Origin of the sequence: Sediminihaliea albiluteola, from assembly GCF_014077625.1 — a bacterium.
In the GTDB taxonomy this organism is placed as follows: domain Bacteria; phylum Pseudomonadota; class Gammaproteobacteria; order Pseudomonadales; family Halieaceae; genus Sediminihaliea; species Sediminihaliea albiluteola.
This window is the reverse complement of sequence record NZ_JACFXU010000010.1, coordinates 19,458-39,131: the sequence shown is the minus strand read 5'-3', so window position 1 is coordinate 39,131 and position 19,674 is coordinate 19,458. Positions and strand designations below refer to the sequence as shown.

Genomic DNA, 19,674 nt, shown 5'->3' with positions numbered 1-19,674 from the left:
GCGTGCTTTGAGCGTGTCGCGATATGGATCAATCTCGGGAGAGGCGCAATGAGGTGGGCTGGCGCAGGGGTACAGCTAGATGTACCTGATGAAATGGCTATTGTGGATACTTTTACGCGGCTAATTTTCGCCGATGAGGGTGACTACAGTCATAGTGAGTTGCAGGTGATTGCTGCCCTGCGAATCGTTGAGCCCAATATGGCAGTTGATGACATGAGTGCAATGGGTATCTATCTGCGCACTCTGGGTGTGGCAGAGATGCTGCGTTTGGTAGCCCGGGTGCAGCAGTATTTAAGTCATTTGCAGGGGCCGGCTTTGGGCCGCCGGCGTGCTAAATCACCGGCTCCCAAAGCGTATTAATTAAGCTTGTTCTTGAGGCGCGTTTTTATCCGGCTTTAGGCCGCAGCCATCTGCGAGCTGAAATAAAACCTGGAAGCGGTTATCGCTATCAACCCGTTCAAAGCGCACTTCTACCGCCTGTTCGAGTTGGAAGCGACGCGTCGTGCTAGTCAGGCTGGCAGTCCACTTATCGTAGCTGAACTTCTCGGGGTCTTTGCGCAGGTCGACAAAACCTTCTAAACCGTTGTCGGTTAGGCGGACATTAAAGCCACTGCTGTTGATATGTGACACTGTGCCGCTAAAGGTTTGGCCTTCGTTGTCACTTGCTATGCGAGCTAAGTAGCGACTGGCTAACCAGCGCTCGGCCTCTTGGGTCGCGCTGCGTGCCACTAGCAGCTGATCTTTCAGCGCGCTGAGGCTGCTCTGTTCAATCATGTCCGGCTTATTGCCCGCAAGAATGGCCTTGATCTGTAAGTGCACTAAGAAGTCCACGTACTTGCGCAGTGGTGAAGTGCAGTTTGTGTAACAGTCCAGTGCCATGCCCATATGAGGGCCGGGTTCGGTACTGAGCTCGGCTCGGGTCAGCAGGCGATTAACCATGGCACGCAAAGGCAAAGTCTCGGAGTTTTTAGCTAACTCGAGCATGATGTCGCGGTAGCCTTCGCGGCTCTGTGGGTCCAGCTCGATAGCTGCCGGCGCATGCATTTCCAGAAATTTGCGAGTTTCATCTAAGCGGTCAGCACGAAATCCCGGGTGGCAAACAAAGGGCCCCGGCGCTTGGTGCTCTGCCAGAAATTGAGCCGCACAGCGGTTAGTCGCCACCATGCATTCTTCAACGAGCTTTTGCGAGAGTAATTTGTCGTAGGGCTCGATATGCTCGATCTGTTTGTTGTCGTTGAGCACCCAGCGGTACTCTTGGCGATCTTCCATGACCAGCTCATTGGCTTCTCGGTGCGCGCGCAGTGCGCGATAAACCTGATACAAGGCCTCCAGCGGGCTGGCGTGGCTCATCAGTTCATCGGCTTGGCCGTTGAGATAGCGATCTACCGCGTAATAGGACAGCTTGGCGCGTGAGCGGATGGTAGCCTCGATGAACTCAGCCTCGCCGACAGAGCCGTTGTCGCCAATAGCAATACGACAGACCAATGCTGGGCGGTCATTTCCCTCAGATAGGGCGCAGGTGTCTTGTGACAGCGCCTCGGGCAACATAGGCAGAATATCACCATGAAAATATACCGAGGTGCCGCGCGCAGCGATATCACGCTGCAGTTGTGAGCCGGGGGTGATGTAAGCCGTGGGGTCGGCGATTGCTACGTACAGCACCCAGCCATCGTTGGAGACTTCGGCATACAGAGCGTCGTCGATGTCTTGGGTCTTGGCTGCATCAATGGAGATGAATTCTAGGTCCCGCAAATCGCGGCGGCTGGAGTTTTCCAGTGGGCGACATTGCTCCAGACTGCGCTGCAGATCTTTTTGTGCGCTACTGCCCCATTCGGTGGCGAGCCCAAATTTGGTTATGCAGTAGAGGTTTTCTATACCGGGCGTGGCATCGTTGCCCATTATCGACAGCACCTTGGCTTGTGGTTTACCGTCTCGTATGGGGTGTCGCAAAATGGCGCAGCGCAGATAATCACCCTCTTTAACGCCGTTGCGGGCGTGAGGAGGAATGAATAACCAGCGCTTTAGATGGGGTAGGTCTGGCTGTACAAAAAACGCTTTACCCTTGCGTACACAGCGGCCAGTAAACTCGCCTAGCGGGCTATCTACCAGCTTTTCAATATCGGCGATGGTTTTATTGTCGCCGGTGGGGCGGATGCAAACCTTTACCCGGTCTTCGGGGAAGGCTTTGAGCATTTCGTCAGGCGGAATAAAGATTTCCCGCCCGTCATCTAGGACAGCAAAACCGTAGCGGGCTTGGGTACCTTTGACCACCGCCTCGGCCCGTTCTTTTTCGGCCTCCATGCGCGACTTAAGGCCTTTGAGCTGGGAGAGTGAGTCCTGATTGAGCATTGGGTTACAGCGTCTTACATAGTGAGAGTATAGGCAGGCTATCGTAGCTGAAAAGCAGGGCCCTGTCAGTGTGCAATCACCTTGTCTGCGCGGCAGAGGCAAAGCCATCGTGCTTTCTCGTGCTGCCACTCCCCCATTTACTGTCCTGCGGTGCTAAACTGCGCCGGCGGGGGCACCTTCGCGACCTCTTATTACAGCAAACGGAGCAGGAAGCTGTCGACGCTATGGATTCACTGTTTATATTGTTTCAACATCTAGTACCTCAGCATCTTTTATCGCGGCTGGTAGCTGCCTTAGCCGAGCTGCGCGGCCCCCATTGGCTGAAAAACTGGCTGATCCGCGGTTTTGCGAGCCATTTTAAGGTCGATATGAGTGAGGCGGAGAACCCTGATTTATCCTCCTATGCCAACTTTAATGCCTTTTTTACCCGGGCTCTGAAAGAGGGGGCACGCCCCCTTGCGGAGGCCGCGATTGTCTGCCCTGCCGATGGCGCGATTAGCCAAATAGGGGAGATCAAGGAGCACAGCCTATTGCAGGCCAAGGGGCGCAATTATTCTACCTGGGCACTGCTTGGTGGGGATGAGCAGCGCGCTGAACAGTTCCGCAACGGCAGCTTCGCGACTATTTATCTATCGCCCCGAGACTATCACCGTGTCCATATGCCCGTAGCCGGCCGGCTCACGGCAACTCGCTATATTCCCGGTGAGCTGTTTTCAGTCAACGCCGCGACGGCTGAAGGGGTGGAGCGTTTATTTGCCCGCAACGAGCGCTTGGTGTGCTATTTCGATACTGAAGTAGGGCCGATGGCGATGGTTTTGGTGGGGGCGATGATCGTCGCTGGCATCGAAACCGTTTGGTCAGGCCAGGTGGCACCGCCGCCGCGCCAAATTGAGCACCGCGACTACAGTGCGCAACCTGCGCCGATAACACTGGCCCAAGGCGAGGAGATGGGGCGCTTTAAACTGGGCTCAACGGTTATTTTGCTATTCCCTGAAGGCGCGGTGGATTGGGCTGAGCACTATCGCGCGGGCAGTCCCACTCGGCTCGGGGAAGCACTGGCAGAGAGTGCTTCTTAGGGGTTCTCTAAGCTGGCAATAATGCGCCGGTAGCTATCGAGTCGTTCGGCGCTGATTATGCCCTCTTCGGCTGCGGCTAGTATGGCGCAACCGGGCTCCTGCTGATGCTGACAGTCGCGGAAACGACAGTGGCCTAAGTGGGGGCGAAACTCCCGAAAGCCTTGCGTCACTTGATCGCGGTTCATATGCCAGAGTCCAAATTCGCGAATACCGGGAGAGTCAATCAAACTGCCTCCAGAAGGCAGGTGAAACAGCTGCGCTGTGGTGGTGGTGTGAGTGCCTTTATGGCTCGACTCCGAGAGTCCTCCCACTCGCAGATCTATCCCTGGCAGGAGCTTGTTGACCAGCGAAGACTTGCCCACGCCCGACTGCCCGACAAATACACTGGTGCGATCGCGCAGTGCCGCGTGCAAGTCTTCGAGGCCGCCACTGAGGCTGGAGACCTCCAGTAAGGGATAGCCCAGCGCCGGATAAATAGCTAAGAGCTGATCCAGCTTTTGTTTCAGTTGCGGGTTGTCTGCCAATAAATCTGTTTTATTAAGGACCAGTACAGCTTGAATCGACACCGCCTCTGCGGCGATTAAATAGCGGTCAATCAGATTGGCGTGGGGCTCAGGTAGAGCCGCAATGACGACAAAAATCCGGTCAATGTTAGCCGCTACTGGCTTCAGTTTGCCGTAGGGGTCGGGGCGGCATAGTTCACTGTGGCGCGGCAATTGCGCGACCACCACCCCAGTGGGCTGTCCTTCACACCAAATCACCTGGTCGCCGGTCACTAAGGGCTCGAGATTGGCTCGCAGGTGGCAGCGCATGCTGTGGCCCGGTTCAGACTCAATATCGACTTGTGTGCCGTAGTGGGCGATCACCAGTCCCTCGCGTTCGGGGCCGAGTTCACCTGCGGATAGGGCTTGTTCGGCAGCCGCGCCACGTTTAGCAGCGCGCTCGGCGCGCTCCTGTTGGATTTTGCTGACGCGCCAAGATTGTTGGCGGCTAAGTTTTCGTTTGCTCATGCGATCATTATTAGGTGCTGGAGGGGTCGGCGCAAATAGTATCGCAATAAGTATTTGCTACACTGGCTAACTTTTAAATCAATACAGGTATAAACATGCAAAATCCGGCTAACTTGATTTGGGTTGATATGGAGATGACCGGGCTGATCCCAGAGCAGGATGTGGTCATTGAAATCGCCACCATAGTGACCGATAGCGAGCTCAATACTCTAGCTGAAGGACCGGTACTGGCAATCCATCAGAGTGATGAGCGCCTCGCGGCGATGGATGAGTGGAATACCACGCACCACAATGCCTCAGGTCTGGTGCCGCGAGTTCGTGCCAGTACCGTGAATGAAGCAATGGCGAGTAGTGAAACCATCGCTTTTCTCGAGCAGTGGGTGCCGGCTGGCGCATCGCCAATGTGCGGCAATAGTATCTGCCAAGATCGACGCTTTATGGCTCGACATATGCCGGAGTTGGAACGCTTTTTTAATTACCGCAACCTCGATGTCAGCTCCCTAAAAATTCTGATGCAGCGCTGGCGGCCAGACTTAGATGCAGGCTTCAGCAAGGCGGGCACGCATTTGGCCTTGGACGACATCAGAGAATCGATAGCGGAGCTGCGCTATTACCGTGAACATTTTCTGCGTTTGAATCCATGAACTGCATCCATTAATCAGCAATATTGCAGTTAATGGAGGGATCGCTTGGGGAGCTTGCGCCTATTGCCTGGTTCATGTGCTGCAAGTTTCCCCCTCAGGCTCGGGCACCACAGAGTCCTTATCTCAGGCTGTGAGCGCATGAGTAGTGGCAATAGCTCCTATTGGCCGTGGCGCGCTAGCGCCCAGTTGACGTGCTCTCTGACCAGCTCTGAGTCATGTGCAGCGCGCTGCTGAAGTGCAGCAATAATCTCATCTGAGGTTTCGGCGTTGCCTAGAGCGATGGCGATGTTGCGTAGCCAGCGTTCATGGCCAATGCGTCTGAGAGCTGAGCCCTCGGTGTTTTTTAAGTAGGTCTGCTCGTCCCACAGAAAAAGCTCTACTAATTGTGGCGCGGCAAGTTGATGCCGGGGCCGGAAGTCGGGCTCATTGGTCGCCTTGGCAAACTTGTTCCAGGGACATACTAACTGACAGTCATCGCAGCCAAAAATGCGGTTGCCCATCAGTGGTCGCAGTTCGGGGTCGATACTGCCGCGGTGCTCAATGGTGAGGTATGAAATACAGCGCCGAGCGTCGAGTTGATGAGGGCCAAGAAAGGCGTTGGTAGGGCAGATTTCCAAACACGCGCTGCAGCTGCCGCAGTGCTTGCTCGTCTGGGGCTTGCTGACGGGCAGGGGGAGGTCGGTATAAATTTCGCCGAGGAAAAACCAAGACCCAGCCTTGTCATTTATCAACATGGTGTTTTTGGCGATCCAGCCCAAGCCGGCGCGCTCGGCAAGGGCTCGCTCTAGCACTGGCGCGCTGTCGACAAAGGCGCGATACTGACCGCCGCCGGCTTCGGCCTCAATACGCAGGGCCAATTGTGCCAAGCGCTTGCGGATCAGTTTGTGATAATCCCGGCCTAAGGTATAGCGTGAAATATAGGCTAGCTCAGATGAGTCCAGCACCTCGAGCGCTTGAGTATCCTCGTATAAGTAATCCATCCGCAGGCTAATTACTCGGCAGGTGCCAGGGACCAGCTGTTCGGGGCGGGAGCGCTTGCTGCCATGGCGGGCCATGTAGTCCATGCTGCCGTGGTAGCCGGCATCGAGCCACTTTTGCAGATAGTCCTGATGTTCGCTGAGTTCGATATCACTGATGCCCACTTGCTGGAAGCCCAGCTCTGCCGCCCACTCTTTGATTTGCTGCAGTAGCAATAATTGCTGCTCACTGTCGAGTGTCGGCGCAGCTGCGCGGCTTTGTTCACTGTCAGCTTGAGTTGATGATAGATCAGACATGGGGCTGGGCCGCGGATGCTAGGGCGCCTATAATTTGCCGGCGCGCGGTGGTCAGAATCAGTATGCTAGCAAGCAGTTTAGCAGAATCAGGATAGGCGGGCTCTAGGCCTGGCACAATTCGTATTACGAGAGAGGATGTATGTTCGAGCATATAGGCCTGCAAGCTTTGTACACTGCTGCGCAGAGCCGAGAGCTAGACCGCTATGCCATGGCGCATTTTGAGGTGACGGCTGCGGAGTTAATGTCTCGTGCCGCTCAGGCGGCCTGGCAGTCGCTACTGAGTAAGTGGCCGCAGGTGAAATCGCTGCAGGTACTTTGCGGCACTGGCAATAATGGGGGTGATGGCTACTTGCTGGCCGCTCTTGCGCAGCAGCAAGGCTACTCAGTGAAGGTGCTGGAGTTGGGGCAGCTGCAGAGAATGCAGAGCGATGCACTTGCTGCTAGACAGCAGGCTTTAGCGGCGGGAGTGCCGATGGTGGCGTATTCTGCCGAAGAATTTGCCGCGCTCGATCCACATGACGCGGTACGGGTCGACGCCATGCTTGGCACTGGCTTGGGTGGGGAGCCGCGTCTTGCCTATCGAGCAGCGATTGAGGCACTAAACAGCTCAGCGATACCGGTGATGGCTTTGGATCTTCCCTCTGGCCTCTGTGCCGATAGCGGATCAGTACTCGGGGTGGCAGTGCAGGCAGCGCACACCGTCACTTTTATTGCCGCAAAACGCGGTTTGTACACAGCGTCTGGGCCGGATTACTGTGGCAGTGTGGAACTGGCCAGTCTAGGGGTCGGGGCTGCGCTCAGCAGTCATCTACCAGCTACTTGCCTGCGCTTGCAGCTGGAGGCCCTGTTGCCGGCATTGGCTCCACGGCCAGCCACTGCCCATAAAGGCTTATATGGGCGAGTGCTGGTCATCGGCGGTGATTACGGTATGGGCGGGGCGACGGCGCTAGCGGCCGAGGCGGCACTGCGCTGCGGGGCAGGCTTGGTCAGCGCTGCTACCCGAGCGGAGCATGTCAGCGCAGTGCTGGCGCGCAGTCCAGAGGTGATGGCCCAGGCAGTTGCTTCGGGGCAGGATTTATCGGCCTTAATTCCCAGCGCCACAGTGCTGGTGATAGGGCCGGGGCTGGGGCGCTCGCCATGGTCTGAACAACTGTGCCAGGCAGCTTTGCGCAGTGAGTTGCCAATGGTGGTCGATGCCGATGCGCTGAATCTGCTGGCCGCTGGGCTAGGGGGACAGTTCAAAGCGCGTGATAACTGGGTGCTGACGCCCCATCCGGGTGAAGCAGCTCGTTTACTAGGCTGCTCTACAGCGGAGCTTCAAGCTGATCGTTTTGCGGCTGTCAGTGAGCTCCAGCGTCGCTGGGGGGGAGTCGTGCTGTTAAAAGGTAGTGGTACATTGATTAGTGGTGGTGGGCAGATTTTGCTAAGTGATTACGGTAATCCGGGGATGGCCAGTGGCGGTATGGGCGATGTGTTAAGTGGTGTGATTGCGGCTCTCTTAGCGCAGGGCCTACCGGCGGTGATGGCTGCGGCCCTAGCAGCATGTTTACATGGCGCTGCTGCAGATCGTGCTGCAGCTGCTGGTCAGCGCGGTCTGGCGGCTTCGGATTTAATGCATGAAATGCGAGGTCTCCTGCAATGATTGATGTATCTGGTCAAGCTGCGGAATGGGTGGTTGAGGCCCCCGAAGAAACTGCTATGACAGATCTAGGGGCGGGCCTGGCTGCGGTGTGCTGCCCGGGTTTGGTGATTTACCTAGAAGGTGAACTCGGGATGGGAAAAACGACCTTTAGCCGAGGTCTGATTAGGGCCATGGGGCATGAAGGGGCGGTTAAAAGCCCAACCTATACTTTAGTAGAGCCCTATGCTTTAGCTGGCGTGGAGGTGTATCACTTCGACTTGTACCGCCTAGGTGATCCAGAAGAGCTTGAGTTTATGGGGGTGCGAGATTATTTTCGGCCCGATTCGATATGCTTGATTGAGTGGCCGGTTCGGGGGCGGGGGATTTTGCCCCCAGCAGACATAGGGATTACCATAGCGCCAGCAGGATCGGGCCGCCGTCTTCACATACAAGCCAGTACAGAATTGGGGGGTTCGGTGTTGGCTCGGTGGCGACAAAAACATCGATCTCAACAACGACAATAGGGTTGGAGTGATATGAACAGGGCTTGCTGGATCGTTGCGCTCCTGGCGTGGCTGTCGGCTTCCACCGCGTGGGCGGTGGAGGTGCACGATGTGCGTTTGTGGCGGGCACCCGACCACACGCGTGTGGTATTTGACCTGACAGGTCCCGCCGAACATAAAGTTATCATGCTGGATAACCCCCGCCGTTTGGTGGTGGATATCCCTAATATCCAGCTTAAGACCAGTTTGGATAGTCTGCCTTTAGAGAATACGCCGATACAGCAGATTCGCAGTGGTATCCGAGAAAAGACCGATCTGCGCGTAGTATTTGATTTAAGTGAGGAGATCACACCTCGCAGCTTTTCTCTGCGGGCCAACCAGCAGGCTGGCGACCGCTTGGTGCTGGATCTCTATGATCAGGCCCCTGCGAAAGCAACCACGCAAGCGCCGACAGTTCACAAGAGTGTCGCTGATCGAGGCAAGCGAGAAATCATTGTTGCTATCGATGCCGGGCACGGCGGCGAAGATCCTGGCGCGCTAGGCCCCAACCGTCTGCGTGAAAAAGACGTGGTGCTGTCGATCGCCAAAGAGTTGGAAAAGTTGTTGGCCAGCGACAGCGGTTTTAAGCCGACGATGGTCCGCACTGGCGACTACTATGTGAGCTTGAAAGGTCGTCGGGATATCGCTCGTAAGCGCCAGGCAGATTTATTTGTCTCCATCCATGCCGATGCCTTTACTCGTCCATCTGCTAATGGCGCATCGGTTTATGCACTGTCGACCCAAGGCGCGACCAGTACGGCTGCCCGCTATTTAGCCCAGCGAGAAAATGCCGCGGACTTAGTCGGCGGTGTGCGCCTATCGGATAAGGATGACGTGCTGGCTAGTGTGCTTGCCGACTTGTCGATGACCTCCACCCTCGATACCAGCTTGAAATTAGGCGGGCAAGTTTTGTCCCGTATGAGTGGCGTGGCGCGCTTGCATAAGCCCGGTGTAGAGCAAGCTGGGTTTGCCGTGCTCAAGTCGCCAGACATACCCTCGATCCTTATTGAGACTGGTTTTATTTCCAACCCCAATGATGCTAGCCGTCTTAACACGCGAAGCTATCAGCAAAGGATGGCGCAGGCCATACATGCGGGTATTCGCGACTGGTTTGCCGCGCATCCGCCGGCTGGGACTTTGCTAGCTTGGCAGAAGATGCAGGGCGAGCAGCAATACATTATTGCCCGTGGTGATACACTGTCCGGTATTGCCGAGCGCTTTAATGTGCCGCTCAGTAAACTGAAAAATGCTAATGGCCTTTCCGGCACACGGATTACCATCGGGCAAACACTCACTATCCCCACAAGCTAACAAGCGTCTTATGTCTAAAATACACCGCCTGAGTACCAGGTTGGCCAACCAGATTGCTGCCGGAGAGGTGGTAGAACGCCCCGCGTCGGTAGTAAAAGAAGTGTTGGAAAACAGCGTTGATGCCGGCGCTACTCGAATAGAAGTAGATGTTGAAGCCGGTGGCACCAAATTGATTCGCGTGCGCGATGACGGAATGGGCATTGCTGCGGACGACCTGCCCTTGGCATTGGCCCGCCATGCCACGAGTAAAATTACTTCGCTGGAAGATCTCGAGAGCGTTGGCAGTTTGGGCTTTAGAGGCGAGGCGCTGGCTAGTATTGGCTCGGTGTCGCGATTGACATTGACCTCGAATGATCAGAGCCAAAGCAGCGAGGGCAACAGTGCTCTATGTGAGGGCCGCGATATGGAGGTGCAGGTAAAGCCGGCACCCCATCCTAGGGGCACCACAGTAGAAGTTCGCGATCTGTTTTTTAATACGCCGGCCCGGCGCAAGTTTTTACGCACTGAAAAAACTGAATTCAATCATTTGGAAGAGGTGGTTAAGCGCCTTGCTTTATCGCGCTTCGATGTCGGGTTCAGCCTGCGTCACAATGGCCGCAGCATTCATAATCTCAAGCCAGCCTTAACGCAGGCCGAGTGTCAGCATCGAGTGGCAAGTGTTTGCGGTCCGGCATTTATGGAGCAGGCCATTCATATCGATCACGATCGCCCGCCCCTGCGCCTGTGGGGCTGGGTGGGTTTACCGACCTTTTCACGGAGTCAGGCTGACCTACAGTACTTTTTCGTCAATGGGCGAGTGATTCGCGACAAGTTGGTCGCCCATGCAGTAAAGCAAGCTTATCGCGACGTCTTGTATCACGGAAGGCACCCTGCTTTTGTCCTCTATTTAGAGCTCGACCCAGCGCAGGTGGACGTTAACGTCCACCCCACCAAGCACGAGGTGCGTTTTCGCGATGGACGCAGTGTGCACAACTTTATCTTTAGTAGCTTGCACCGAGCCTTGGCCGATGTGCGGCCCGGTCAAGATAGCCTAGCGGGTGGCTCTACAGCAGTCACCGCAGAGGGCGAGACTGTCGATACCTTAACCGGAGAAATTCGCAGCCAAGGAGGTTTGGCTTGGGGCGCTGCTCAGGATTTGCTGCCCCCGGCTGGAACAGCCTCTGGCGCTGCTCCCTATTACAGTGCAGCGCCTTCAACTGCCGGCAACAGCATGGAGCAAGTGCGTGCTTATGCAGCTCTGCACGGCCAGTCACAGGAGCTGGCACAAAACGCCGATGAAGAAGTGCCGCCCTTGGGCTATGCGCTAGCTCAACTCAAAGGCATTTATATCCTAGCGGAAAATGCTCATGGTCTGGTGCTGGTAGATATGCACGCTGCCCATGAGCGGATTACCTACGAGCGGCTTAAGCAAGCTCGTAGCACTGAGGGCATTCGCAGTCAGCCGCTGTTGGTGCCGCAAGCGGTGGCAGTTAGCCAGCGTGAGGTGGATTTAGCCCTAGAGCATAGTGAGCTCTTCGAGCGTCTAGGCATGGCTGTTGATGTGGCTGGTGCTGAAAGCTTGCTAATCCGACAAATTCCAGTGGCGCTGCGCGATTCTAATGTTGAGCAGTTGCTGCGAGATGTGCTGTCGGACCTTATTGAATATGGCAGTTCGGATCGTATTGAAGCCCATCAGGATGAAATTCTCTCAACCATGGCCTGCCATGGCTCTGTGCGTGCCAACCGGCGGCTGACTATCCCAGAAATGAATGCTCTGCTGCGTGATATGGAGGCCACTGAGCGCGCCGGTCAGTGTAACCACGGGCGACCAACTTGGACTCAGATGGGGCTCGCTGAGCTCGACAAGCTCTTTTTAAGGGGGCGCTGAGTGATTATGTCAGCAGCTTCGAGCTCGGCTAAGCCGCGCCTGATTTGCCTGACCGGGCCAACTGCCTCGGGCAAAACGGAGCTGGCGATAGCCTTAGCCGGCGAGCTAAACTGCGAATTGGTCAGCGTCGATTCGGCGCTGGTATATCGCGGACTCGATATCGGCAGTGCTAAGCCAGACTACCCGCACCACCTGATTGATATTCGAGAGCCGCAGCAGCCCTACTCGGCTGCTGATTTTGCCAGCGACGCCCAGGCTGTTGTTGCGGATATTATTGCCCGCGGTAAAACACCCCTGCTGGTGGGGGGGACGATGTTATACTTTCGCGCCTTTCTCGACGGCTTGGCAGACATGCCAGCGGCTGATGTTGAGGTCCGGCAGGCGATCGAGCGCGAGGCAGCGCAGAGCGGCTGGCCTGCTCTGCACCGGCAACTGCAGGAGGTGGATCCCGAGTCTGCTGCACGTATCCACCCTAATCATTCTCAGCGGCTGTCGCGGGCGCTGGAGGTTTATCGCAGTACCGGGGTGCCAATTAGTGAGTGGCAGCGACAGCAGCCCAGTGAATTGCCCTCGGCCCGCTTTGATTTGCGTCAGCTGGTTATTTGTCCGCGGGACCGTAAAGTTTTACACCGTCGTATAGAGCAGCGCTTTCAGCAGATGATGGCCCAGGGGTTTTTGCAAGAAGTGCAGGAGCTTTACGCTCAACCCCAGTTGCACGCTGACCTGCCTGCGATTCGTGCAGTGGGATACCGACAGCTTTGGCAGCATCTAGATGGTGAGTGTAGCTTAGAGGAGGCCGTTGAGCGGGCTATAGCGGCGACGCGCCAACTAGCTAAGCGTCAGCTGACTTGGTTGCGCAAGTGGCCAGAGCTATATTGGATGGATACTGACGAGCAAGGGAACATTTTGCCCAACCAAGGGTCACAGCATGCGACGAGTGCTAGTATTAGTGACCCGTTGCAGGTGGCTTTGAATTATATTGGAGCAAACCCAATATAGGTTGCTGGTTGTGAACTATACTACCGATGGGCTGTTGCGACAGTGCTAGGAGCTCGCAACTCGTTGTTGCGCCGTGATCATGCCCGATGTCACTCCAGTGGAGATAGTTAATACGGCTGCTGGGTTGGGAAGAGGCTACTTAATTCATTTTTTTGGCTCGAGTTGAGCCGACCAAGGAGAGAGCTATGTCAAAAGGGCACACTCTACAAGACCCTTACCTGAATATTCTGCGTAAGGAACGAGTGCCTGTTTCGATTTACCTGGTGAATGGCATCAAGCTGCAGGGCCAAATCGAATCCTTCGACCAGTTTGTTGTGCTGTTGAAGAACACTGTCAGTCAGATGGTGTACAAGCACGCCATTTCTACTGTTGTCCCGTCTCGTGTGGTGCGTCTGCCAATGCAGAATCCGCCCGAGGAAGATGGTGGCGACAGCTAATATCCACCGCAGTGCCACCTCAAGTTGGGGTGGCTGCGGTCTAAATTGCCGAGGTGCTTTTGTTTTTTGAACGACCCGAATCGGGCGAGCGAGCTGTGCTCGTTCATCTTAACCTGGCAAGCGAAACAGAGCGGGAAGATCCCCGCGAATTCGAAGAACTGGTTTTGTCCGCCGGCGGTGACCCGGTGGTTTATATTATGGGGCAGCGCGATGCGCCGCACCCAGGTACTTTCGTGGGCAAGGGAAAACTCGAGGAGATAGCCGCAGAAGTGGCTGCTCATGATGCTGAGATAGTGATGTTTAATCACGCTTTAAGCCCCAGCCAAGAGCGCAACCTTGAGCGCGAGTTGCAGTGCCGAGTAATCGATCGCACCGGATTGATTTTGGACATCTTTGCCCAGCGAGCGCGCACCCACGAGGGTAAACTGCAAGTAGAACTGGCCCAGTTACAGCATGTGAGTACCCGCCTAGTGCGCGGCTGGACTCACCTTGAACGGCAGAAAGGTGGTATCGGTCTGCGCGGCCCTGGTGAAACTCAGCTAGAGACTGACCGCCGTTTACTGCGGGCGCGGATTAAGTCTATTACCGCTCGTTTAGAGAAGGTTCAGCGTCAGCGCGAACAGGGGCGTCGCTCTCGGCGGCGTGCGGCAGTGCCGACGGTGTCGCTGGTGGGTTATACCAACGCTGGCAAGTCAACGCTGTTTAATCGTATGACAGAGTCTAGGGTCTACGCAGCAGACAAGCTCTTTGCTACTTTGGATCCGACACTGCGCCGGCTGGAGTTAGAGGAGGTCGGCCCAGTAGTGTTAGCTGATACAGTGGGTTTTATTGCGCACTTGCCGCACCGGCTAGTGGAGGCATTCAAGGCAACACTGGAAGAAACCCGTAGCGCGGACTTGCTGTTGCATGTAGTGGATGCAGCTGCAGTTGAGCGCGATGACAATATCGCTCAGGTTGAAGATGTCTTAGAAGAGATTGGCGCTGCCGATATACCCCAGTTACAGGTATTTAATAAGCTCGATCTGTTGGAGCGAGCGCCGCGTATTGATCGCGATGCTGAGGGTAAGCCAAGCCGTGTTTGGTTGAGCGCTGTTAGCGGCGAAGGCTGTGACTTGCTGCTTGAAGCCATGGCTGAATTGCTGGGGCAGGATATGGTGCAAGAAGAGCTAAGTCTCAGACCCGATCAGGGCGGCTTGCGGGCGGCACTGTATAATATGGGAGCGGTGCAGTCGGAAGATTACAGCGACGATGGTAACTCACATCTCAGTGTGAGGCTGCCGCGGGCTGACTGGAATCGACTGATGAAAAAAGGGCCGGAACCACTGTTCTAAAGCCTGCTCGTTGTCGAGTGGTCACCGGTATCGCATAGTACTGCAGTGGCGATGCTTACCAGCACAAAGAATAATGTTAGACTGCGTGCACTTTAATAGTAGGAGTTAGGTATGTCCTGGAATGAACCGGGCGGCGGCAACAACAAGCCCAAGGACCCTTGGGGCGGCGGTGATCAGGGACCACCCGATCTCGACGAAGCACTGAAAAAACTGCAACAGAAATTCAGCGGCCTTTTCGGAGGTCGGAGCGGTTCTGGCGGTAATAGCAGTAGTGGCGGCGGTTTGTCCGGTGCCCTGCTGTTAGTTATTGCTGCTGCGGCACTGGTCGTTTGGGGCTTGCTGGGTTTTTATCAGATCGACCAGCAAGAGCGTGCTGTGGTGCTGCGTTTTGGTAAGTACTACGACACCGTGCAGCCGGGCTTGCAGTGGAACCCACCCTTGATTGACCAAGTCATTAAGGTCAATACCACCAAGGTGCGCGCCGTGAGTTTCCGAGAAATCATGCTGACTAAAGACGAAAATATCGTCGAGATGCGCATGTCTGTGCAGTATGTCATCGATGATCCGAGCAAGTTCGTGCTCAAGGTGCGCTCACCGGAAAACTCGCTGCAGCATGCGGCTCAGAGTGCTATCCGCCATGTGGTCGGTGATACGCGGATGGATCTGGTGCTGACGGAAGGGCGTGAGCAAATTGGCATCGAGGTTCACCAGCGCTTGCAGCGATACTTAGATATGTACGAAACCGGTATTCACGTATCGAAAGTGAACGTCGATGAGTCTAAGCCGCCTTCACAGGTGCAGGCTGCCTTTGACGATGTGATCAAGGCGCGAGAGGACGAAGAGCGTCTGAAGAACGAAGCTCAAGCATATGCCAACGGTATTGTTCCCGAGGCTCGCGGTCGAGCTCAGCGTCAAGTTGAGGAGTCCAACGCTTATAAAGAGCAGGTGATTGCCAACGCACAGGGTGAGGCGGAACGTTTCACTAAATTGCTGACGGAATATCGAAAGGCGCCTGAGGTAACTCGTGAGCGTCTGTATCTTGATGCCGTTCAGAATGTCTTTACTAACGCCACTAAAGTCATGGTGGATGTTGAAGGTGGCAACAACGTGATGTATTTACCACTGGATAAGATGACCGAACACGCAGCGACCAAAAGCACTACGCGCGGCCAGCGGGTTGATAGCTCCAATATTCGTGAGCTGACCAACGCGGTGGTTGAGCAATTGCGTCGCGATGAGAGTAATAGCAGTTCACGCAGAGGAGGACGTTAAAATGTCAGGACGTAATATGACAGTCATTCTCGCCGCGGTATTGTTGCTATTTGTGGTTAGTAACTCGGTGTTTGTGGTTAAGGAAACAGAGCGTGCAGTGATGCTGCAGTTCGGTGAGGTGGTCAAGCCAGATATCCAGCCTGGCTTGCACTGGAAAATTCCTTTTGTGAACAACGTCCGCAAGTTCGATGGACGAGTACTCACAGTGGACGCTCAGGCGGAACGTTTCTTCACTCAGGAAAAGAAAGCCCTGATCGTCGATTCCTACGCTAAGTTTAAGGTGGCCGATACCCTTAAATACTATACCGCTACCAACGGTGAGGAAATGCGGGCCATGACGCTGCTGTCGCAGCGCATTAACAACGGCTTGCGTAACCAAGTGGCCGTGCGCACCATTCAAGAGGTGGTGTCTGGTGAGCGCGATATGCTGATGGAGTCATTGGCAGTTGACCTGAATAAAGTGGCACTGAAAGAGCTGGGTGTTGAGGTTGTCGATGTGCGAGTGAAGCAAATTGACTTGCCGCCCGATGTGTCTGAGTCGGTCTATCGCCGAATGAATGCCGAGCGTGAAAAAGAAGCCCGTGAGCACCGCGCTCAAGGTCAAGAGTTGGCTGAGGGTATTCAAGCCGCGGCAGATCGTGAAGTGACGGTGATTGCGGCTAATGCCTACCGCGATGCCGAGTTGATTCGCGGTGAAGGTGATGCCATTGCTACCGCTATTTACGCTGAAGCTTTCAATAGTGATCCCGAGTTCTACTCATTTACTCGTAGTTTGCGAGCCTATCAGGACGCTTTCCAGGGCAGCGGAGACATTATGCTGTTGCAACCCGACAGCGAGTTCTTCCGTTACTTGAAAGACTCCAAGGGCGGTAAGTAATACCCAAATAATCACAGATGCCTTGAGGGGCGTCTGTGATAGAATTTTGCAACCGTGTGATTCGGCGTTTGTACAACAAACCCCCCGAACCCGCGGTTTTTTTATGCACAGGACGTGCGGTACATCGCGAGAGGCAGGACGTCGGTAGCGATGCATGCACAGGACGTGCGGTACATCGCGAGAGGCAGGACGTCGGTAGCGATGCATGCACAGGACGTGCGGTACATCGCGAGAGATAGACTCTGCTGTCTTAGCGGTGATGACACTATCTTCGCGAGAAGCGGGACTATCACGGGAGTAATGCGTGGATTTCTGGCAAGTGCTGCCGGCCGCTCTGGCATTGGTGTTGATAATCGAAGGCGTACTGCCCTTTCTCAGCCCGCGCAGCTGGCGTGAGATGCTGGCCATGGTCGGGCAGATGGAAGATCACGTCATTCGCAAAATTGGTTTCGGCAGCATGCTGGCGGGGCTGTTGTTACTGTATTTAGTGAATTAGGCAGGCTTAAATGAAGAACGTGGATCGCTGGCAGCTTCCCGACGGGGTGGAAGAAGTGCTCCCAGCGCAGGCAGCTGCGGCGGAGCGTCTGCGCAGGCAAGTCCTGGACCTCTATCGCAGCTGGGGCTATCAGTTGGTTATTCCGCCCTTGGTGGAATTCACCGAGTCGCTGTTGATTGGCCTAGGTGCCGATCTGGACCTGTTAACTTTTAAAATGACCGACCAGTTAAGTGGCCGCACTTTAGGTCTGCGGGCGGATATTACGCCCCAAGTGGCCCGCATTGACGCACACAGTTTGGCGGAGTCCGGAGTGACTCGCCTGTGCTATGCTGGATCCATTCTCCATACACGTCCTAAAACAGCCACAGGCTCCCGCTCCCCCATTCAGCTGGGGGCCGAGCTCTATGGCGACAGCAGTTTAGCGGCCGATGTTGAAATTATCCGCTTGATGCTGGCCACCCTAGAAACTGCTGGGCTGGATGACATTACACTCGATTTGGGACATGTTGGTGTTTACGGTGCCGTGCTGGCCGCTGCTGATCTTGATGCCGAACACGAAGCCACCGTGTTTGATGCATTGCAGCGCAAGTCACTACCTGATTTAGAGCTAGCCTTGGCAGATGTCGATGCTGAAACGCGCCGCTTGCTAATCAGCTTGGTCGATTTGCATGGTGATGAATCGGTGCTGACTAGAGCCCGAGAATTGCTTGCCGAGCAGGTTCCTGAAGCGTTAGCCGGCATTGATGCCCTGCAAGATGTGGCGGCTGATATTCGGCGTCAGCGACCAGATATTGCCCTATATTTTGACCTAACTGAGCTGCGCGGCTATCACTACCATACCGGTATGGTATTTGCCGCTTATGTACCAGGGCATGGACAAGCGCTAGCCAACGGTGGGCGCTACAATGATGTAGGCAAGGTGTTCGGTCGAGCGCGACCGGCCACCGGTTTTGCCACAGACTTAAAGGCATTAATGGCACTGCTGCCCGCTGAGGTGAGTACTAACAATGCGATCAGCATGCCAGATATAGACGACCCGGACCTGCAGGCTCGGGTAGATGAATTGCGTGCTGCAGGGGAGATCGTAATCAACTGTCTCTCTGCCGAGCCCGACTCGCGCTGTGACCGCCACCTGGTGGAACATGAAGGCGAGTGGCTTGTGCAGCCGCTGAACACAACTGACCACGTAACGAGTTGAGAACCGCATGAGCAAAAACGTAGTCGTCCTAGGCACCCAGTGGGGTGATGAGGGCAAGGGTAAAATCGTTGACCTGCTGACCGATCAGGCCAATACCGTTGTGCGCTTCCAAGGGGGGCACAATGCTGGCCATACGCTGGTCATTGACGGTGAAAAAACGGTCTTGCACCTAATACCTTCCGGCATTTTACGCGAGCATGTGCAGTGTCTGATCGGTAACGGCGTTGTGTTATGCCCCGAGGCCCTGCTGAAAGAAATTGCTCAGCTGGAAGCCAAAGGGGTGCCGGTGCGTGAGCGCTTGCGTATCTCTCCTTCCTGCCCTTTGATCCTGCCCTACCACGTAGCTTTGGATCAGGCCCGTGAAGCGCGTCGCGGGGACGATAAAATTGGTACCACTGGGCGTGGCATTGGCCCCGCTTACGAAGACAAAGTGGCCCGACGCGGTCTGCGCTTTGGTGATTTGCAAGACGAGGCACGCTTTGCACGCAGGCTGCGCGAAGTGATGGAGTATCACAACTTCCAGCTGGAGCACTATTACCGTGTGGAGCCCCTCGATGTCGAGCAGGTGATTGCTGACACGATGGCGATGGGTGAGCAGTTGTTGCCGATGCTGGGTGATGTCACGGCAATTTTGCATCAGTGCCGCTTAAACAATGACAAGATCATGTTTGAAGGGGCCCAGGGCTCACTGCTGGATATCGACCACGGCACTTATCCCTATGTCACCAGTTCCAACACCACCGCTGGCGGGACAGCTACCGGTTCCGGTTTTGGGCCGCTCTATCTCGATTACGTATTGGGTATCACTAAGGCTTATACGACCCGGGTTGGCTCCGGTCCGTTCCCCACTGAGCTGTTCGATGCCACCGGCGCCCATTTGGCCGAAAAGGGCCATGAGTTTGGCGCTACCACTGGGCGGCCGCGTCGCTGTGGTTGGTTTGACGCGATTGCTCTGCGCAACGCGGTTAATATCAACTCCGTTTCAGGTCTGTGCTTAACCAAGCTCGATGTTCTAGATGGCCTTGAGACGATCCAGATTTGTGTTGGCTACTCCGATGCCGAAGGCAATCCGGTGGCCAACCCGATCGACGCTGACGATTATGAGGGCCTAGTACCGGTCTATGAGACAGTTCCAGGCTGGAGTGAGTCAACGCTGGGCGCAAAAACACTGGAAGAGTTGCCGCAGGCGGCGATTGATTACATTCACAAAATTGAAAGCGTTGTGGGTGCACCAATCGATATTATCTCCACTGGGCCTGAGCGCCTTGAAACCATTGTGCTGCGCCACCCCTTCGGCGACGCCTAAGCACTTGCGGGGCCGGTTCTCGGTCCCGCACTTGTTATATCTACCTATCAGCTATCTATTGAAG

General features: G+C 55.4%; 18 protein-coding genes. 15 read left to right on the top strand and 3 right to left on the bottom strand.

Annotated features, from left to right (window positions below; all coding sequences use genetic code 11):
• Positions 1-48 precede the first annotated feature (48 nt).
• Positions 49-360, top strand: coding sequence for a hypothetical protein (locus tag H2508_RS00675; protein ID WP_182168496.1), 312 nt, complete (start codon positions 49-51; stop codon positions 358-360).
• Here the strand turns inward: H2508_RS00675 and H2508_RS00670 are convergent, their stop codons facing one another.
• A complete protein-coding gene (locus H2508_RS00670) occupies positions 361-2,349 on the bottom strand; it encodes a ribonuclease R family protein (protein ID WP_182168495.1) in 1,989 nt (662 codons plus the stop codon).
• Positions 2,350-2,573: 224 nt separating this feature from the next.
• Between H2508_RS00670 and asd the strand changes: the two genes are divergently transcribed.
• Positions 2,574-3,425, top strand: a complete 852-nt coding sequence (gene asd / locus H2508_RS00665) for an archaetidylserine decarboxylase (RefSeq protein ID WP_182168494.1) — start codon at positions 2,574-2,576, stop codon at positions 3,423-3,425.
• Here asd and rsgA read toward each other — a convergent pair.
• The gene (gene rsgA, locus H2508_RS00660) at positions 3,422-4,435 is read right to left on the bottom strand and encodes a small ribosomal subunit biogenesis GTPase RsgA (RefSeq protein ID WP_182168493.1); all 1,014 of its coding nucleotides are present in this window, start codon (positions 4,433-4,435) and stop codon (positions 3,422-3,424) included. The two genes, asd and rsgA, sit on opposite strands and share 4 nt — an antisense overlap.
• Positions 4,436-4,530: 95 nt before the next feature.
• On the opposite strand from rsgA, the gene orn reads away from it, so the two are divergent.
• Entirely contained in the window at positions 4,531-5,079 is a 549-nt protein-coding gene (orn, locus tag H2508_RS00655) for an oligoribonuclease (RefSeq protein WP_182168492.1), read from the top strand.
• Positions 5,080-5,237: 158 nt separating this feature from the next.
• Here orn and queG read toward each other — a convergent pair whose 3' ends face one another.
• Complete coding sequence (gene queG / locus H2508_RS00650) at positions 5,238-6,353, bottom strand: tRNA epoxyqueuosine(34) reductase QueG (protein WP_182168491.1); 1,116 nt, start codon at positions 6,351-6,353, stop codon at positions 5,238-5,240.
• Between the two features lie 139 nt (positions 6,354-6,492).
• Here queG and H2508_RS00645 point away from each other — a divergent pair, with 139 nt between their 5' ends.
• From H2508_RS00645 to H2508_RS00590, 12 genes are all read left to right on the top strand, one after another.
• Positions 6,493-7,995, top strand: coding sequence for an NAD(P)H-hydrate dehydratase (locus tag H2508_RS00645; RefSeq protein ID WP_182168490.1), 1,503 nt, complete (start codon positions 6,493-6,495; stop codon positions 7,993-7,995).
• On the top strand, positions 7,992-8,498 hold the full coding sequence (tsaE, locus tag H2508_RS00640) for a tRNA (adenosine(37)-N6)-threonylcarbamoyltransferase complex ATPase subunit type 1 TsaE (protein WP_182168489.1): 507 nt from the start codon (positions 7,992-7,994) through the stop codon (positions 8,496-8,498). Before H2508_RS00645 ends, tsaE begins: the two co-directional genes overlap by 4 nt.
• Before the next feature lie 12 nt (positions 8,499-8,510).
• The gene (locus H2508_RS00635; protein ID WP_182168488.1) at positions 8,511-9,827 is read left to right on the top strand and encodes an N-acetylmuramoyl-L-alanine amidase; all 1,317 of its coding nucleotides are present in this window, start codon (positions 8,511-8,513) and stop codon (positions 9,825-9,827) included.
• A 10-nt stretch (positions 9,828-9,837) separates the two neighbouring features.
• On the top strand, positions 9,838-11,694 hold the full coding sequence (mutL, locus tag H2508_RS00630) for a DNA mismatch repair endonuclease MutL (RefSeq protein ID WP_182168487.1): 1,857 nt from the start codon (positions 9,838-9,840) through the stop codon (positions 11,692-11,694).
• Between the two features lie 6 nt (positions 11,695-11,700).
• Positions 11,701-12,693: a tRNA (adenosine(37)-N6)-dimethylallyltransferase MiaA gene (miaA, locus tag H2508_RS00625; RefSeq protein ID WP_182168535.1), complete on the top strand. Its 993-nt coding sequence runs from the start codon at positions 11,701-11,703 to the stop codon at positions 12,691-12,693.
• A gap of 185 nt (positions 12,694-12,878) precedes the next feature.
• Positions 12,879-13,130, top strand: coding sequence for an RNA chaperone Hfq (gene hfq, locus H2508_RS00620; RefSeq protein WP_182168486.1), 252 nt, complete (start codon positions 12,879-12,881; stop codon positions 13,128-13,130).
• Positions 13,131-13,189: 59 nt separating this feature from the next.
• Positions 13,190-14,461 (top strand): ribosome rescue GTPase HflX, encoded by a 1,272-nt coding sequence (hflX, locus tag H2508_RS00615; RefSeq protein WP_182168485.1) that lies wholly within the window; start codon positions 13,190-13,192, stop codon positions 14,459-14,461.
• Between the two features lie 111 nt (positions 14,462-14,572).
• The gene (hflK, locus tag H2508_RS00610) at positions 14,573-15,733 is read left to right on the top strand and encodes an FtsH protease activity modulator HflK (protein ID WP_182168484.1); all 1,161 of its coding nucleotides are present in this window, start codon (positions 14,573-14,575) and stop codon (positions 15,731-15,733) included.
• A gap of 1 nt (position 15,734) precedes the next feature.
• Positions 15,735-16,610 (top strand): protease modulator HflC, encoded by an 876-nt coding sequence (gene hflC / locus H2508_RS00605; RefSeq protein WP_182168483.1) that lies wholly within the window; start codon positions 15,735-15,737, stop codon positions 16,608-16,610.
• A gap of 304 nt (positions 16,611-16,914) precedes the next feature.
• Positions 16,915-17,106 carry a DUF2065 domain-containing protein gene (locus tag H2508_RS00600; protein WP_182168482.1) on the top strand — a complete coding sequence of 64 codons (192 nt, stop codon included), beginning with the start codon at positions 16,915-16,917 and terminating at the stop codon, positions 17,104-17,106.
• A gap of 10 nt (positions 17,107-17,116) precedes the next feature.
• Positions 17,117-18,304 carry an ATP phosphoribosyltransferase regulatory subunit gene (locus H2508_RS00595; RefSeq protein ID WP_182168481.1) on the top strand — a complete coding sequence of 396 codons (1,188 nt, stop codon included), beginning with the start codon at positions 17,117-17,119 and terminating at the stop codon, positions 18,302-18,304.
• 7 nt (positions 18,305-18,311) lie between these two features.
• Positions 18,312-19,610 (top strand): adenylosuccinate synthase, encoded by a 1,299-nt coding sequence (locus H2508_RS00590; protein WP_182168480.1) that lies wholly within the window; start codon positions 18,312-18,314, stop codon positions 19,608-19,610.
• Positions 19,611-19,674: the final 64 nt, after the last annotated feature.

Excerpts from the sequence above, each read along its gene's own strand:
- H2508_RS00675 (WP_182168496.1), top strand. The coding sequence starts at position 49 with ATGAGGTGGGCTGGCGCAGGGGTACAGCTAGATGTACCTGATGAAATG.
- H2508_RS00670 (WP_182168495.1), bottom strand. The coding sequence starts at position 2,349 with ATGCTCAATCAGGACTCACTCTCCCAGCTCAAAGGCCTTAAGTCGCGC.
- asd (WP_182168494.1), top strand. The coding sequence starts at position 2,574 with ATGGATTCACTGTTTATATTGTTTCAACATCTAGTACCTCAGCATCTT.
- rsgA (WP_182168493.1), bottom strand. The coding sequence starts at position 4,435 with ATGAGCAAACGAAAACTTAGCCGCCAACAATCTTGGCGCGTCAGCAAA.
- orn (WP_182168492.1), top strand. The coding sequence starts at position 4,531 with ATGCAAAATCCGGCTAACTTGATTTGGGTTGATATGGAGATGACCGGG.
- queG (WP_182168491.1), bottom strand. The coding sequence starts at position 6,353 with ATGTCTGATCTATCATCAACTCAAGCTGACAGTGAACAAAGCCGCGCA.
- H2508_RS00645 (WP_182168490.1), top strand. The coding sequence starts at position 6,493 with ATGTTCGAGCATATAGGCCTGCAAGCTTTGTACACTGCTGCGCAGAGC.
- tsaE (WP_182168489.1), top strand. The coding sequence starts at position 7,992 with ATGATTGATGTATCTGGTCAAGCTGCGGAATGGGTGGTTGAGGCCCCC.
- H2508_RS00635 (WP_182168488.1), top strand. The coding sequence starts at position 8,511 with ATGAACAGGGCTTGCTGGATCGTTGCGCTCCTGGCGTGGCTGTCGGCT.
- mutL (WP_182168487.1), top strand. The coding sequence starts at position 9,838 with ATGTCTAAAATACACCGCCTGAGTACCAGGTTGGCCAACCAGATTGCT.
- miaA (WP_182168535.1), top strand. The coding sequence starts at position 11,701 with ATGTCAGCAGCTTCGAGCTCGGCTAAGCCGCGCCTGATTTGCCTGACC.
- hfq (WP_182168486.1), top strand. The coding sequence starts at position 12,879 with ATGTCAAAAGGGCACACTCTACAAGACCCTTACCTGAATATTCTGCGT.
- hflK (WP_182168484.1), top strand. The coding sequence starts at position 14,573 with ATGTCCTGGAATGAACCGGGCGGCGGCAACAACAAGCCCAAGGACCCT.
- hflC (WP_182168483.1), top strand. The coding sequence starts at position 15,735 with ATGTCAGGACGTAATATGACAGTCATTCTCGCCGCGGTATTGTTGCTA.
- H2508_RS00595 (WP_182168481.1), top strand. The coding sequence starts at position 17,117 with ATGAAGAACGTGGATCGCTGGCAGCTTCCCGACGGGGTGGAAGAAGTG.
- H2508_RS00590 (WP_182168480.1), top strand. The coding sequence starts at position 18,312 with ATGAGCAAAAACGTAGTCGTCCTAGGCACCCAGTGGGGTGATGAGGGC.